Source organism: Streptomyces tremellae (genome assembly GCF_039540215.1).
Lineage (GTDB): Bacteria > Actinomycetota > Actinomycetes > Streptomycetales > Streptomycetaceae > Streptomyces > Streptomyces tremellae.
This window is the reverse complement of sequence record NZ_BAABEP010000098.1, coordinates 1-15,147: the sequence shown is the minus strand read 5'-3', so window position 1 is coordinate 15,147 and position 15,147 is coordinate 1. Positions and strand designations below refer to the sequence as shown.

The 15,147-nt window shown below is 76.3% G+C and carries 6 protein-coding genes; 4 read left to right on the top strand and 2 right to left on the bottom strand.

Translation table 11 applies throughout. From position 1 onward, the window contains the following. Nucleotides 1-25 precede the first annotated feature (25 nt). Nucleotides 26-8,674: a toxin glutamine deamidase domain-containing protein gene (locus ABEA77_RS32455; protein ID WP_345655543.1), complete on the top strand. Its 8,649-nt coding sequence runs from the start codon at nt 26-28 to the stop codon at nt 8,672-8,674. Between the two features lie 264 nt (nt 8,675-8,938). Then, on the top strand, nt 8,939-9,499 hold the full coding sequence (locus ABEA77_RS32450; protein WP_345655542.1) for an NUDIX domain-containing protein: 561 nt from the start codon (nt 8,939-8,941) through the stop codon (nt 9,497-9,499). Between the two features lie 125 nt (nt 9,500-9,624). On the opposite strand, the gene ABEA77_RS32445 is transcribed toward ABEA77_RS32450, so the two are convergent. Together ABEA77_RS32445 and ABEA77_RS32440 are read right to left on the bottom strand one after the other, a co-directional pair. Further along, the gene (locus ABEA77_RS32445; RefSeq protein WP_345655540.1) at nt 9,625-10,350 is read right to left on the bottom strand and encodes a histidine phosphatase family protein; all 726 of its coding nucleotides are present in this window, start codon (nt 10,348-10,350) and stop codon (nt 9,625-9,627) included. Nucleotides 10,351-10,478: 128 nt separating this feature from the next. Beyond that, complete coding sequence (locus ABEA77_RS32440) at nt 10,479-11,966, bottom strand: FGGY-family carbohydrate kinase (RefSeq protein ID WP_345655538.1); 1,488 nt, start codon at nt 11,964-11,966, stop codon at nt 10,479-10,481. Between the two features lie 209 nt (nt 11,967-12,175). Here ABEA77_RS32440 and ABEA77_RS32435 point away from each other — a divergent pair, with 209 nt between their 5' ends. Together ABEA77_RS32435 and ABEA77_RS32430 are read left to right on the top strand one after the other, a co-directional pair. Next, nucleotides 12,176-13,201, top strand: coding sequence for a 2-hydroxyacid dehydrogenase (locus tag ABEA77_RS32435; protein WP_345655536.1), 1,026 nt, complete (start codon nt 12,176-12,178; stop codon nt 13,199-13,201). Between the two features lie 64 nt (nt 13,202-13,265). Continuing rightward, on the top strand, nt 13,266-14,720 hold the full coding sequence (locus ABEA77_RS32430) for an FGGY family carbohydrate kinase (RefSeq protein WP_345655534.1): 1,455 nt from the start codon (nt 13,266-13,268) through the stop codon (nt 14,718-14,720). Nucleotides 14,721-15,147 lie beyond the last annotated feature (427 nt).

Genomic DNA, 15,147 nt, shown 5'->3' with positions numbered 1-15,147 from the left:
CTACTTGGCCAAGGACCATCCGACCGTGCTGGGGCTGAGCCGCCCGGAGGCGTTCGTCCACGAGGCCGAGCTCGACCGCCCGTCGCCCGACACCGCCCCGCCCGAGGAGACCGGGGCGGCCGAGAGGACCGGAGAGCGCGACGAGGCGGCGCCGCAGGACGACGCCCCGGTGGTCGCGGAGGCACGGCCAAGGCCGCGGCCCACGCTGCTCGACGAGTTCACGGAGAAGGTGCTCGCGGCCGCCGCCGCCAAGCACCCCGACATGATCGCGCCGCTCGCCGACTTCGCCAACCCCGCGGACCCCAGGTGGCACGGCCGCGACCACTACCGCACCGCGCTCCAGAACACCCTGGACGTGGTGAACACACTGTCGCACCACAGCATGGCGGGCAATCTGGAGGCGCTCGTCACCACCGGCGTCCGGGTCGACCTGGTGGGCCCTGGACGCTTCCAGCGCGCCCACCGCTACCTGTGGATCGACGGCGCCCTCACCGACCGCCGTTACGAGGGCACGCAGAACGACCTGCACGTGCGCACCAGTTCACCCGCCACCCAGCGGATGGACGGCTCCCGCAACGTCGTGCGCGGCTACGACGGCGGCCTGGAGGGCTCCCTCCAGGTGCGGGCGGCCCAGCACGACCTCGTGGGCAGGCCCAACAACAGCGGCACGCTGCAAGTGGGGCCGCGCTGGGGCCGGCAGACCGGGCACAGGACGGGCTACGGCTCCACCGCGTCCGTCGAGGCACTCAGCAGCAGCACCTCCCCGTCCCACCTGCACAGCTACCGCATCGAGCTCTCCGCGTCCATGGGCGGATACCGCCGCTTCCGGCACCTGTGGCGCGGCACCGCGTCCCTCGGCGTGCTGGCCGCGCAGATGTTCGTGCGCGACGAGCCGCGCACCGACCTCGTCGGCGGCACGGCGGGCGACGCCGTCGCGGGCCGGGTGCTGCTCGCGGTTGCCTCGGAGCACGCCCTGTCGCCCGGCGCCTACCGGGCCTTCGGCACGGGCCGGCACACCCCGGCCTTCACGGAGCGGCGCCTGACGGCCGCCGAGGCGAGGGCGCTGGCGACCGGCGACCCGCGCAACGCCCCGCCGGCCGAGGCCGCCCCCTTCGGCAGCCACCCGTTCAGCACGGTCGGCGTGGGCGCCCACCGGGAGCTGGTCAGCGGCGTCGAGCAGGTGATGCGCGAGACCTCGGGCGGCTCCTGGTTCTTCAAGCAGGTCGGCGCGCCGGCGCACAGCATGATGGTGCGCCCGCTCCAGCCGCACGCCCTGACCGCCGACTACGACCTGCTCTCCGCCGCGGCCGGCAACCCCACCAACGGCCTCTTCGGGCAGGGCCCCTACCTGAACCGCCTGGGCGCCCTCGTCCACCGCGCGGTCGTCGGCAACGTCACCGCGGCCTCCGAGCCGATGCGGATCGAGACGGAGCGCTCGCTCAGCTCGGACACCCAGGCGTCGGGCGCCGTCACCACCACCCACACCTTCACCCTCGCGCTGGCGGGCAACGCCTCGCACAGCCACCCCGTGGGCGGGAGCGTGTCGGGGACGTACGGCCTGGCCGGCGCCTTCGGGCGCGAGAACACCGTGACCCGGTCGGTGAACCGGACGATCTCCGCGGACGTCACGTCGGTGGAGACCAGCCACCAGATCCTGGTGGTCGGCGACACGACCCACGACATCGCGGGCACGGTGCGCGGCGACGGGCTGCTCGCCCCGCTGCACGCGCTGGCCACCCGCGCGCGCAGCCTGTGGGTGGGCAGGCGGCTCACCTTCGGCTCCGACTGGGTGGGACACGTCTCGGAGAAGACCGCCCACCGGATCGGGCTGCTGCGGGACCGGCTCGGCGACGTGCCGCTGTACCGGGCGAAGCAGTGGCGGCAGCCGCGCTGGCTGCGGGAATCGCCGTTCGGCTCGTACCCGGTCAACTCCCTCGACGCGGGCGACGTCGTCGCGGAGTTCGAGCGCAAGATCAAGTCGCTCGGCGCGGACGACGCCAGCCGGGACCTCGTACGCTCCCTCAACACCCCGCGCGCGCTGCGGGCGTTGCGTGACCGGCTGGCGTCCGGCGGCACCGAGTCGCGCCTGCGCGTCGGCGGCCCCGGCGTCGGCACCGTGCGCATCGGCGGCAGGACCCTGCAGCTCAGGGCCGAACTGCTGCCGGGCGAAGCGGAGTTCGACGGCCTCCACCATGGCACGCTGCTCGCGGAGAGCCGCGGCGCCACCGAGACGAGCGAGGTGACGCGGGCCAGGACCACGACCAGGGCGCTCGGTGTCCAGGTCGCCGAGACGCCGGGTACCGGCGCCCGTGTCGTCCCCGCCGCGGGCCCCACCTACGGCGAGCAGGGCTCCAGCAGCCGGCAGACCGCCGCGGGCAACGCCACCGTGCGCAGCCGCAACAGCGTCTTCTACGCCAACGAGCCGCACGCCGAGTACCTCACCGGCTACCGGCTCAGGCTGACGCTCGACCTCGGCGACGGGCGGACCGTGCGGTCCGAGGGCCCGGTGGGCGAGATCAGGGACCAGGTCCCGCTGAGCCTCAGCACCCCCGTGGCGGACGGCACTTCGACGGCCGGACACACCGAGGAGACCGGCCGCGAGACCACGGCCGACGTGCTCGACGCGCCCGTCCCTGTCGAGCAGCGGGCCGGCGTCACCCTGTGGCGGCCGCAGGACGTCACCCCGGAGAACATCGACCGGTGGCGCGCCGCGGCCCCCGCGGACGGCGAGGGCGAGCCCTTCGCGTTCCCGCCGACCGGTTTCCACGTCAGCCAGGTCACCGGCGCGGCCAACCTGCGGGCGGCGGGTGACCTGGCGGTGGCGAAGGCGTACGGCACGTCGCTCGGTTCCGCGGTGCGCGGCGGCGGGCACCTGGAGGGCGAGACGCTGGAGCGCGCGCTCGCCAAGGCGCACGACTCGGGCCTCACCAGGCCCGGCACGGCCTCCGCCCTCGCCCTCCACGACGGGCAGGCCCCGGTCTCGCTCGCCGCGTTCTTCTCCGACGCGGTCGAGGAGGACGGCTACCAGGTCGCGGGCCTCTCGGAGGACACCTTCGCGGGTGGCGCCGAGGGCGCCTACCGGCTGTACGCGCGCCCTGACCTGGGCGCGGCGCGGCTGATCGCCGTGGCGCCCGCCGCCGGGATGGAGACCGACTCCCGCACCAGCGCGAGCACCGAGGCGTCCGTGGTGCGCGGCGGCGGCCAGCAGAACACCGTGGGCGGTGGCCCGGTCGCGATCGTCAGCGACGCCGCGGGCGCGGCGCAGCCCGTGCTCCAGAGCCTCGACACCACCACGACCGCCGGTGACAGCAGGCGCCTCGGCGCCCTCGACACCGGCCAGGTCACGGTCAAGGCGGCGGAGGGCCGCGCCTTCCTGTTCGCGGTTCCGACGAAGTGGCTGGGTGTCGCGGACGTGCACCGCACGTTCAAGGACGGTGCGGTGGGTTCGTGGATGTCGCGGAACCTGGGCCCGTTCGGTCCTGTGAAGCCGGGCCCGCAGGCCGTGGAGTCCGACACGCACGTCCTGGCGTGGGTGCGGGAGGACGTCGCCCGCGAGCTCGGCCTCGTCGACGACACCACCTTCCCCGAGCACGTCGCCGCCGCCTGGGACGGCGTCAAGCGGGCCGGCGAGGCGTGGGCCGCCGCGGACACCGCGTACTGGGAGGTCCGGCACGAACTCCAGGACCTGCGCCAGGACCACGCGCAGGCCCGCCGCGAACTCACCGTCGCCAAGGCGACGTTGGGCCGGGCCCACGCGGAAGGCGACGTGGCCGGCGAGCGGGCCGCGCGGGAGCAGGTGCGGGCGCGGGCCGCGCGGGTGCGGGACGTCGCCCGCGTCATGCGGGAGCGCTGGGAGGCGCTCGGCACGGGCCGCGCCGCCGCGGAACGCGCCGCGGCGGACTTCCACGGCGTACGGCTCGCCGCCGACCGCCTCACCCGCTGGCACCGGCTGCCCGAGGAGCAGCGCGCGGGCATCCCCGAGCCCGCACACGTCGCGTACGAGGCGGCGCCGGAACACACCGCCCCGCAGGACCGCCCGCGCTACACCGTCGAGCCCGGCGCCGACGGCCTGCCGCCGCGCCTGACCGCGCCGGACGGCACCACGTACACCGTGCGGGACGTGCCGCGCGACGGCGACGGCTTCTACCGGTCGCTCGCGCTCGGCCTCGGCCACGCCGACCCGGCGCGCCTGGCCGGGTCCGTCCCGGCCGACGAGGCGGAGCACGCGGGCACCGCGCTGCGCGCCCTTCTCGCCGACCGGCTCACCGACCCGGACCACGCGGATCTGCTCGCGTTCGTCTCGCCCGACACGGACGACACGTTCACCCGGGCGGAGGCGGCCGGGGCGGGCCTGCGGTTCGCCCGCACCTCCCGGCAGGGGGCCGAGTTCGCCGCGACACACCGCATGCCGCTGCACGAGGTGCTGAGCGAGGATGAGCGCACCGCGCTCGCCGTCGCCCAGCTGCGCAGGCCCGGCACGGTCCCCGCGTCCGGGGAGCACGCCCCCGGCACCGCGGACGGCTGGGACCACGGCGCAGCCGACATCCTCCCCGCGCTCGCCGCCCGGGTGTTCGGCGCCAGGGTCACGGTCGTACGGGACGACGGCACGTACGAGGACTTCGCCCCGCAGGCCACGGACCACGCCACTCTCCCGCACGTCGTCCTCCACCTGGCGGGCCGCCACTACACGGCGGCGCTGCCGGAGGCCGCGGCGGAGCACGCGCCGGCGGGGCACGCGCGGGTCGAGGACGCGCCGACGGAGCACGCGCGGGTCGAGGACGCATCGGTCCGTGAGGCGCAGGTCCGGGGCGAGGACGTGCCCGTCCCGGCCGGGGACGCATCGGTCCGTGAGGCGCCCGTCCCGGCCGGGGACGCGGGGGGCCGGGACGCCGTACGGGACGACGCGGCGCAGGACGCCGCCGAGGCCCTGCACGAGCGGTCGCTCGACGCCGGGCAGCAGGACGCTGCCGCAGGCCGCGACGCGGATGTCACCGCCCACGCGGTCGTGGACGGCTCGGCCGCACAGGGCGCCCAGGCCACGGCGCACGGCGCCACGCGCCAGGCGCACGAGGGGGAGGAGCACGCACCGGCGGCCTCCCGGCCCGCGCCCGTGCCGCCGGGGCAGGACGCCTGGACGCAGCGGCTCGCCACCCGTGCCACCGAGTTCGCGGTCGGTTCCGTCCGGCTGCCCGACAGCCTCCGTACGGACGTGGACACGCTCGCGGGCACCCTGGCGAGGACCGCCCTGACCATGCGCGCGAAGGGGCACCCGCACCTGCCCGCGGTCACCGTGACCGGCTACGACACCGGCACCGGCGGCGGGGGCGGCCAGCCGCACTTCGGCGAGGCGCTGCGGGTCGGCCAGGAGCGCGCGGGCGGCGTCGTGGCCGCGTTCCGCGACGCGCTCGGCGCCCACCTCGACCGGCTCAGGGCCGGGGGCAACGAACACCCGCTGACGGCCGACGACTTCGCCGTCACGGCGCGCTCGGCCGGCTTCGAGACCCCGCCGGGCGCGCAGCACCCCTGGCAGGGCACCGTGCTCACCATCGACGTCCGCCGCCCCGACCGCCCGGTGGCGCCCGCGGACGCCACCGGCCACAGGTCCGACGACGTACGCGGCACCGCGCAGCCGGCGGCGGGCGTGAAGCGCCCGCGCGAGGAGGGTGAGGGCGACTCCGGCAGCGCGGTCGCGCACCGCCCCGAGGACCAGGACGGCGCGCCCGCGCAGGACTCCGAGCGCGCTGACGGCGACGTGCGCGCCGCCAAGCGCCCGCGCGGCGCGGTCAGGGACAGCGACGAGGTGCTGCGCGAGCGGGGCCTCGTCCCGCCGACCGCCGGGGAACGCGCCGCCCTCGACGCGGTCGTGGCACAGACGCCCCGCGACGCGGAGGGACGTCTGACGGTCACGCCCGGTCTCCTGCGCGCGGTCAACCCGAGCGCCGACCTCGTCAACTGCCTCGAATCCAACCTCGCGTTGTGGGACACGCTGGACGGCCGCCCGCGGGTGGCGGGCGCGAGCGAGCGGCCCGAGCCCGAGAGCCGCGCCGTGTGGCGGCTGGAGGAACGGCACGGCGCCGCCCTGCGCCACGGCACCGGCCAGGAAGGGCTGGACTCCGTCGCCGCGCTGGTGCGCGCGCAGGGGCCGGGCAGCAGGGCGCTGGTCCTCACCGCGGAGGAGGGAGTGGTCGGCCACGCCGTCTCGCTGCTGCACACCTCCGGCGGGATCGTCGTGGCCGACCTGCAGCGCGGCACGGTCTCCCCGCTCGCTCCCGGCGTGCCTCCCGTCGCCCCCGGAGCCCGGGTGTGGGCCCATGCGCAGGACCCCTCGGGCGTGCCGGTGCTCGGCGCGGGCCACTACGACGACGGTCTCTACCGGTCCACCGATCCGGCCGGGACCGCCCCCGAGTTCGGCGCCCCGGCCGTCACGTCCGTGCCCCGGCCGTTCGCCCGCTCACCGTTCGTGGACACGCCGGGCTGGCAGGCGGCGGCCACCGCGTTCGAGCAGGACCTGGCCGCGCACGCCTATGCCGACCCCCAGGTCAAGAGGGCGGTCTCGGAGGGCCTGCGACGGCTGTCCGAGGTACTGGTGCAGCACTCCGGCGCGGAGCCGCAGGAGGTGCGCCGCTCGTTCCTGCGCGACGAGGCCTCGTACGCCGGGCAGGTCGGCACAGCGCTGTCGCCCGACGAGGTCGACGACCTGCTGGAGAACGGCAGCACCCGGGAGATGTTCACGGCGTTCTACAACGCCGCCTACGACAACGAGGAAGCGGAGTTCTCGCTGCGGAAGGTGCTGACCCACCTGCTCGGCGCACAGGACTGGGACCGGGTGCGAGCCCTCGGCCTGGACGAGGAGAGCCTGCGCGCCTACCACAGCTCCCTGACCACCGGGCGGTTCCGGTTCGGCGCCCAGGGCGCGACCTCGCTGCTGTCGCCGGGGCACGCCCACCTCTTCCGCGCGGGCGACCCGTTCGCGCTCGGCAACCTCATCTCGCACAACGACAGTTGGCTCACCGACGGCAAGGAGCTCCTCGCGAGCCGCGCGACCCGGGTGTGGCACGACGAGGACGCCAAGTCCGGTCTGCGCCGCACCCCGGGCTTCTACCGCGGCCGAGGAGCGGGCCTGAGCGAGCGGGAGTCGGCCTACCTGCTGGGCAAGGAGCGCCTCACCGTCGTCGACGGTGAGGCGAAGGCCGCGGGGACGGGCCGGACGGAGGTCCTCAGCCTGCGGGAGAGCGACCTGCGGGACGGCGAGTCCGGGCCGGAATTCCCCGTCATGTGGGAGGAAGGGCACACCCGCTTCACGGTCGACACCTCCGCCTGGGCGGCGGGACTGCGAGCGCGCGGCATCAAGACCCTGACGGGCGTGTCGGGGACGGCGGCGCTCATGCTCAGCGCCTTCCGGTGGCTGAACACCGGCATCGACCCTGCGCTCTTTCTGAAGGGCCTGATCGGCTGGATGGGGGTGCACGACGACCATTCGCTGTACGAGATGCTCCGCGGCGCGCAGATGGCCGGGCTGCGCACCCGCGACGGAGCCCCGCTCGAACTCAGCGACGGCGCCGCCATGTACCGGAGCCTGGCCTCGCTCGGCCTCGGCTTCGAGCGCCACCGGCTGCGCTCGGTCTCGCCCGCGGGCCAGCTGCCGCACGAGACCGTCTACCGCGACCTGGTACGCCGCGGTCGTGCGGACGGCGGCCTCGGCGCCCCGACGGCCGCGCACCGCGAGAAGGCCGACGCCCTCCACCAGCGCCTCGTGCAGATGGCCAGGGGCAGTGCACTGGCGTCGAGCCGGGACCCGTGGGACCCGCGGATGTGGCTGGCCCGCAACAAGCTGACGGCCCGCGAGCTGGTGGAGCGCGTCAGCCCCGCCCACCTCTACGCCCTGAGGGCCTTCACCGGCGAGGACTTCGTGCCGATCAACACGGTGCTGAAGGCCGTACGGTTCGCCGGCGGGCACGGCGTGCTGCCCGACCCGACGCCGGCGGCGCTGCGGACCGTCTTCCGCAGGGCCGTCGACAGCCGCCTGGAGCCCCAGGCGTCCCCGACGCACTCCGCGATGCTGTTCGCGGACCAGCGGATGGCGGAACTGCTCGCCGCGCACGTGCGGGACCTGGGCAATCTCATCGGCCCGCCGCAGATCAAGCAGCTGACGGCGCGCAGCAGGGCCGCGATGTACGCCCGCGTGGACGAGCTGCTGCCCTCCCTCGTCACCGAGACCCGGATACACGCCGAGATGGTCGTGGACGCGTTGAGCGCCCTGCCGCCCGTCCGGGACGTGACGGTGTGGCGCGGCAACTGGGCCATGGGCGGCGACGGTGTGGCGAGCCCGTTCCTCAAGCTGCTGTCCACCGGCTACAACGCCGACGTCATCACGTTCAACGACCTCAGCAGCGCCACTCTGCTGCGGGACAAGGCCCTGGAGTTCGTGGGGCACCACAAGGTCACAGGCACCAGCCATCCGGTGCTGCTGCGGCTGCGTCTGAAGGGCGGCCACGGCCGGGACATCTCGGCCTTCTCGCACTACCCGCACGAGGCCGAGGTGGCGTTCCTGCCGGGCGCCCGCTTCCGCGTCACCAACCGGGTCTGGACCACGGAACGCCTCTGGGGGCGCCAGGCGCAGGAGATCGCCTACGAGATGATCGAAGCGGAGGAGATCGACCCGTCCGAACGGTGACCTCGTGACGCCGCCGGGACCGGCCCGCGCCGTCGTGAGGCAGCCGTCCTCCCCCGGCGTGCGGCACGGGCGGGCGGGCCGCCGCGGCGCGGGCCGCCGAGGCGTCGGCCGGTCGCGGGCAACCGTCTTGGCACCACCCGGCGGCACGGGCCGGGAAGTGGTGCATCAACGGCCGAAAGTGGGCGTACCGATGGCGGGGGCGGCGGTGTTGCGCTGGGTGCAGCATCCCGTCCGCCCCACAGCCCACTCGTAGGAGCGCCCGCCATGCAGCCTTCGCCCGCCGCCGCCCCCACCGCCGCAGACCGCGGGACCGGGCCCGCCGCCCGCGCAGGAGCCGACGCCGAACTCGCGGTCTACCTGGCCGCGCACTCGTCCCCCGCGGCCTGCGCCGACGCCCTGATCAGGGACGCGGACGGGCGGATCCTGCTGGTCGACCCCACGTACAAGGACGGCTGGGACCTGCCGGGCGGCATGCTGGAGGACGAGGAGCCCGCGGCGGGCATGGTGCGGGAGGTACGCGAGGAACTCGGCCTCGACGTGCGCCCCGGGCGGCTCCTCGTCATGGACACCGTCCCCGCGAGGGTGTACGGGCGCACGATCCTCGCGTTCGTGTACGCCACCGAGCCGGTCCGCGCGCCCGGGGGCGGCTTCCGCCTCCAGGCCGAGGAGATCCGCGAGGCCAGGTTCTGCGCCGAGCCCGAGGCGCTCGCACTCGTCCCGGACGAGCTGGCCCGCCGGCTCGCCGGCGCCCTCGCGGCGGACCGCACGGGCACCACCGCCGTCCTGCGCCACGGCTTCCCCGCCCAGCGCGCCCCCCGCGCCTAGAACACGCGCCGAGGACTCGCGCCCGGGCCCGTACGTCGGACTCGCGCCCGGGCCCGTACGTCGGACTCGCGTCTCGGGCCCGTACGTCGGACTCGCGCGCCGGGCCCCCACGTCGGACTCGCGCGTCACGTCGGGACGTTGTACGAGAGCAGCGCGGCGCGGCGGTCCGTGAGCCGCATCCGCACCTCCGTCACCGCGCAGTTGCGCAGCCCCGGCAGGACGCGCCGGTACTCGTCGAGCGGGATGCCGACGAGATGGCAGAGCACCAGCCGGCAGAGCGTGTTATGGGCGACCACCAGGACCCGGCCGCCGCCCTCCCGCGCCTCCGCGTACCGCTCGGCGACCTCCCACAGGGCCTGCGCGCCCCGCACGGCCGCGGCCACCGGGTCGTCGGCGCCCGGCAGCGGCCTGGTGGCCGGGTTGCGCAGGAACTCCTCGACGGCCTCGGGGTGGTCGGCCCGTACCTCGGCGAGCGTGCGGCCCTCGCCGATGCCGAAGTCGACCTCGCGCAGCCCGTCCTCGACGATCTCGGGCAGGTCCGTGGCCCGCAGCGCGGGCGCGGCCGTGCGCCGGGCGCGGGACAGCGGGGAGGAGACCACGGCGTCGAGTTCCGCGGCGGCCGCCCACACACCGAGCGCCGCCGCCTGCTCCTCGCCGCGCGGGGTGAGGGCGATGTCGCTGCTGCCGGTGTAGCGGTTCTCCGCGTGCCAGACCGTCTCGCCGTGCCGCGCCAGGAACAGCGTGGCGGCGGACGCGGCGGCCGGGGCGTCCGCGGCGGCTGGGGCGTCCGCGGTGTCTTGCGGCGCCTGGCCCGGCCGGGACGGGTGGGGCGGGTGGGGTGGTTGGGGCATCTGTGGTGTACCGGGTGTCCCTGGTGTGTGGGGCGGCTGGGGTGTGCCGGGCATACGGGCCGTCTGCGGTGTCCCGGGGGTGCGGGGCGTCCGCGGCGTCCGGCCCGGCAGGGGTGCGGTCATGGTCGTCAGCCCTCGTTCCGTGCGTATCGTGCCGTCTCCGCGGGCAGCCAGCCGCGCTCCTCCAGCGCGTCCACCAGCGCGGCGAACGCCCCGTCGAACCGGCCCTCCGCCGCGCCGCGCGGCGCGAACTCCGCCGCCCGGCGCACCATCCCGCGCACCTCGTCCCTGGTGCGCCCCGCGCCCCTGGCCGCGAGGACCGCGACCCCGAGGGCGGAACCCGCCTGCTCAGGCACCATCACGGGCCTGCCCAGCACGTCCGCGCGCAGTTGGTTCCAGTACGCGCTGCGCGTCGCGCCGCCCGTGAGGACCACCGGCGCGTCGACGCGCGCGCCGAGCTGACGCACGTACGCCAGACACAGCCGCTCCGCGAGCGCGACGCCCTGGAGCAGCGCCGCGTACCGGTCGGTGTCGTCCGCCGGGGTACCCAGCGTGAACGCCTCGGCGTCCGGCGCGAGGAACGGGAACCGCTCGCCGCGCGACACCAGCGGATAGCTGAGCACCCCGGCCGGCTCGCGGTCCGCCGCGGCACGGTCGAGCGCGGGCAGGTCGGCGCCGGGGAACGCCGCGGACAGGGCGCCCGCGCCGACGCTCGACGCGCCGCCCGGCAGCCAGGTGCCGTCGGGGGAGAGGTGGTTGTACAGGACGCCCGTCGGGTCGTACAGCGGCTCAGCGGTGACGCCCTTGAGGACGAGAGTGGTGCCGAGGACGCTGTTCCAGCGGCCCACTTCCCAGGCTCCGGAGGCGAGTTGGGCGGCGCAGCCATCCGTCGTACCGGCCACGACGGGCGTACCCTCGGCGAGTCCCGTCGCCTCCGCGCCCTCCGCGCCGACCGCCCCGAGCACCGTGCCGGGCAGCACGACCTCGGGGAACTCAAGCCGCTCCGCGAGCCCGAGGCGCTCCAGCACGTCCACGGGCCAGGCCCGGCCGCGCGTGTCGTAGCCGGTCTTCAGGGCATGGCCCGCGTCCGTCGCCACCGGCCCGCCCACCAGCCGGGCCGTGACGAAGTCGGCCTGATGGCACACGCGGGGCCGCCGGCCGGCGGGTGAGGCGCCCTCTTCCACCAGCCACAGCAGCTTCGCCAGTGCCCAACTCGGCTGGACGCGCTGGCCGAGCGCGCGCCACAGCTCCGCGCCCGTCTCCTGCGCGCGGCGCGCCTGCGCGGCGGCCCGCCCGTCGTCGTACATCAGCGCCGCCGAAACCGGCTCGCCGTCGCCGTCCGTGAGCAGCACCGTCCCCGACGTGCCGCACACGGCGACCGCCGCCACCGGCACCGGCAGGTCCCGCACGGCGGTCCGTACGGCGGTCCGGGCCGCGGCCCACCAGTCGGCGGGCAGCTGCTCGTGCCGCGCGCCGTCCCGCACCCCCGTCAGCGGCGCGGCGCCCTCGCCCCGCACCCGCCCGGCGGTGTCGACCGCCAGCGCGCGCACCCCCTGCGTGCCCAGATCGACGCCCAGCCACACGGGCCCGTCGCCCGCGCCCGTGTCCGCGACCACCGCTCCACCTCTTCGTCCTCGGCGTCTTCAGTGCCGCATCACCATAGATTAGTGTGACTTCCCCGGCACGGAATGTGACAGGCGCGGATTCCGGCGGCCCCGCGTGCCGGGCGGGGCCCGCGCGGCGCCGGCTCCGTACACTGCACGCCCCGTCCGCGCCCGCGCGGCCCCGCACCGTCAGCCGTCCACCGTCAAGGAGCCCTCGTCCGATGAAGATCCTGGCCGCCGGCGACCACTTCGTGGCCCCCGACCTGTTCGCGCGGGAACTGACCGCCGCCCTCGGCGACGGGCACGGGCACACCGTCGCCCCGCTGACGCTGCCCTGGCCGCTGACGCCCTTCGGGCCGGTGTCCGAGGTGGACGAGGCATCGGGCGACGAGGACACCATGATCACGGCGCTCGCCGGTGCCGAGATCTGCCTGACCCAGATGGGGCCCGTCACGGCGAAGGTCCTCGACGCCGCGCCCGAGCTGCGGCTCGTCGTCGTGGGGCGCGGCGGCCCGGTCAACGTCAACCTCGGCGCGGCGAAGGACCACGGCGTCCAGGTCTGCAACACGCCCGGCCGCAACGCCGCCGCCACCGCCGAGTACACCGTCGCGATGATGCTCGCCGCGATGCGCCGCATCCCGGAGACGGCGGGCGCGCTGGCGTCCGGGCGCTGGGCGGGCGAGTTCTACACGTACGAGAACTGCGGGCCCGGCCTCGACGGCGCCACGGTCGGCCTCGTCGGCTGCGGCGCGGTCGGCAGCCGGGTAGCCCGCGCGCTGACCGCCTTCGGCGCGCGCGTCCTGGTGTACGACCCGTACGCGGATCCCGCGGTGCTGCGCGAGAGCGGCGCCAGCCCCGTGCCCGACCTGGACGACCTGCTGCGGGTCAGCGACGTCGTCTCCCTGCACGCCCGTCTCACCGCCGAGACGCGCGGGCTCCTCGGCGCGCGGGAGCTGGCGCTGCTGCCGGCCGGCGCGGTCGTCGTGAACTGCGCACGCGGCGCCCTGCTCGACGAGGACGCCCTGTGCGACGGTCTTGAGTCCGGGCGCCTCGCGGGCGCGGCACTCGACGTGTTCGCCGTGGAGCCGCCGCCCGCCGACAGCCGGCTCCGCACGGCGCCGCGCCTCGTGATGACCCCGCACCTCGCGGGCGCCAACACGGCCGTCGCCCACAACGCGGCCCGGATCGCCGCCGCCGAGGCGGCCCGCTACCTGCGCGGCGAGCCACTGGCCCACCGGGTCGTGTGAGAACCCAGAATCAACGCGGGGGGTTTCCGGCGGGGGCGGCCGAGAGGAGTGCACGGTGTGCGCGGTGTTCGTCGGGCTTGACATGGGAACGTCCGTGGCCAAGGCGGTGGCCTTCGCCGAGGACGGCACGGCCCAGCGCGTCGAGTCGGTGCCGGTGTCGCTCGGCGGCAGCGGCGACCGGGTCGAACAGGACGTCGAGGAGGTCGTACGCGCCGCCGTGCGGGTGATCGACGCGGTCGCGGACGGCGCTCCGCCCGCGCTCGTCGCGATGACCGGCCAGGGCGACGGGCTCTGGCTGGTCGACGAGGCGGGCCGGCCCGTACGGCCCGCGCTGTCGTGGATGGACGGCAGGGCCGGCGGCCTCGTCGCCGACTGGATGGCCGACGGCACGGCGCTCCAGCTGTTCCGGCACACCGGCAATGTGCTGTTCCCCGGCTCGCCAGGGCCCCTCCTCGCCTGGCTCGACCGCAACGAGCCCGGGACCCTCGACGCCACCGCGACCGCCGCCTGCTGCAAGGACATCCTCCACCTCCGACTGACCGGCGAACGATCCACCGACCTCTCCGACGCCTCCGTCCCCTTCCTCGACCCGACGTCCCGCGCCTACTCCCCGCAGGTCCTGGAAGCACTCGGCATCGAACACCGCGCGGACCTGCTGCCCCCGGTGCGCACCCCCGTGCCGCTCGGCCGGGCCCTCGGCGGACGCACCCGCAGCGCGCTGCGCGCCGGGACCCCCGTCAGCTCCGGCCCCTACGACCTCCCCGCCTGCGCGCTCGGCGCGGGCATCATCGAGCCCGGCGACGGCCTCCTCATCATCGGCACCACGCTGGCCTGCGAGGTCGTCACCGAACACGTCGTGCGCGACGGCGACCCGGTCGGCTTCCACCTGGCGACCGACCGCGCCGACCGGCACCTGCGGGCGCTGCCCGCGATGACCGGGACCGTGGCGCTCGACTGGGTGCTCGGCATCACGGGCAGCACCCACGAGCAGGTGTCCGGGATGCTGGACGAGACCTCGCGCGGCGCCCGGGGCGTCGCTGCCCTGCCCTACCTGTCGCCCTCCGGCGAGCGGGTGCCCTTCGTGGACCCGCGCGCCCGCGCCGAGTTCACCGGCCTCGACCTGCGCGCCACCCGCGCCGAACTCGTACGGGCCATGTGCGAGGCGATCGCCTTCGCCGCCCGGCACTGCCTGGAGGCGGCCGGCCTCACCGGGGCGCTCGGCGTCTGCGGCGGCGGCGCCCGCAGCCTCCCCTGGCTCCAGGTGTTCGCCGACGTCCTCGGCCGCCCGCTGCGGGTCGCCCGCGGCCCCGAACCCGGGGCGCGCGGCGCCGTGCTCGCCGCACTCGACGCCCACGGCCGGGACCTCGGCCTCGGCGCCGACACCACCGAGTGGACCAAGCCGGAACTGGTCGTCGACCCCACCCCCGAGGGCATGGCGTCCTACGAGGAGGCCTACGCGAACTATCTCTACCGGGTAGAAGCCGCCCGCACTCGCTGGCACGAGGCCCCCGGGGCGTGAGGCGCCCGGGAGCGGGGCGCGCCGGGGCGTGGGGCGCTCGGGAGCGGGGCGTCCCCGGGGCGTGGGGCGCTCGGGAGCGGGGCGTTCCCCGGGGCGTGGGGCGCTCGGGAGCGGGGCGTTCCCCGGGGCGTGGGGCGCCCGGGAGCGGGGCGCGCCGGGGGCATGGGGCCAACGGGGGTGCGACGTCCGGCGGGCGTGGGGGACAGCGGGGCGTAGGGCGCCGCGGGGATGTGACGCCCCCGGGCGTGGGATCGCCGGGGTGCGACGCCCTGGGGGCGGGACGCCTCAGGGGGGTGGCGTCCGGCGGGCACGGGCACGGGCACGGGGCGCCGGGGTGTGGTGCCGCCCGGCACGCAGCCCCACGGGTGCGGGGCGCCCCCCATTACCTTCTTGGTGGCCCCGCAATGGGGCGCCCGGCCTTCGGAGT

What these genes read in the sequence shown, in the direction of transcription:
- ABEA77_RS32435 (WP_345655536.1), top strand. Translation starts at nt 12,176, where the DNA reads ATGAAGATCCTGGCCGCCGGCGACCACTTCGTGGCCCCCGACCTGTTC.
- ABEA77_RS32445 (WP_345655540.1), bottom strand. Translation starts at nt 10,350, where the DNA reads ATGCCCCAACCACCCCACCCGCCCCACCCGTCCCGGCCGGGCCAGGCG.
- ABEA77_RS32450 (WP_345655542.1), top strand. Translation starts at nt 8,939, where the DNA reads ATGCAGCCTTCGCCCGCCGCCGCCCCCACCGCCGCAGACCGCGGGACC.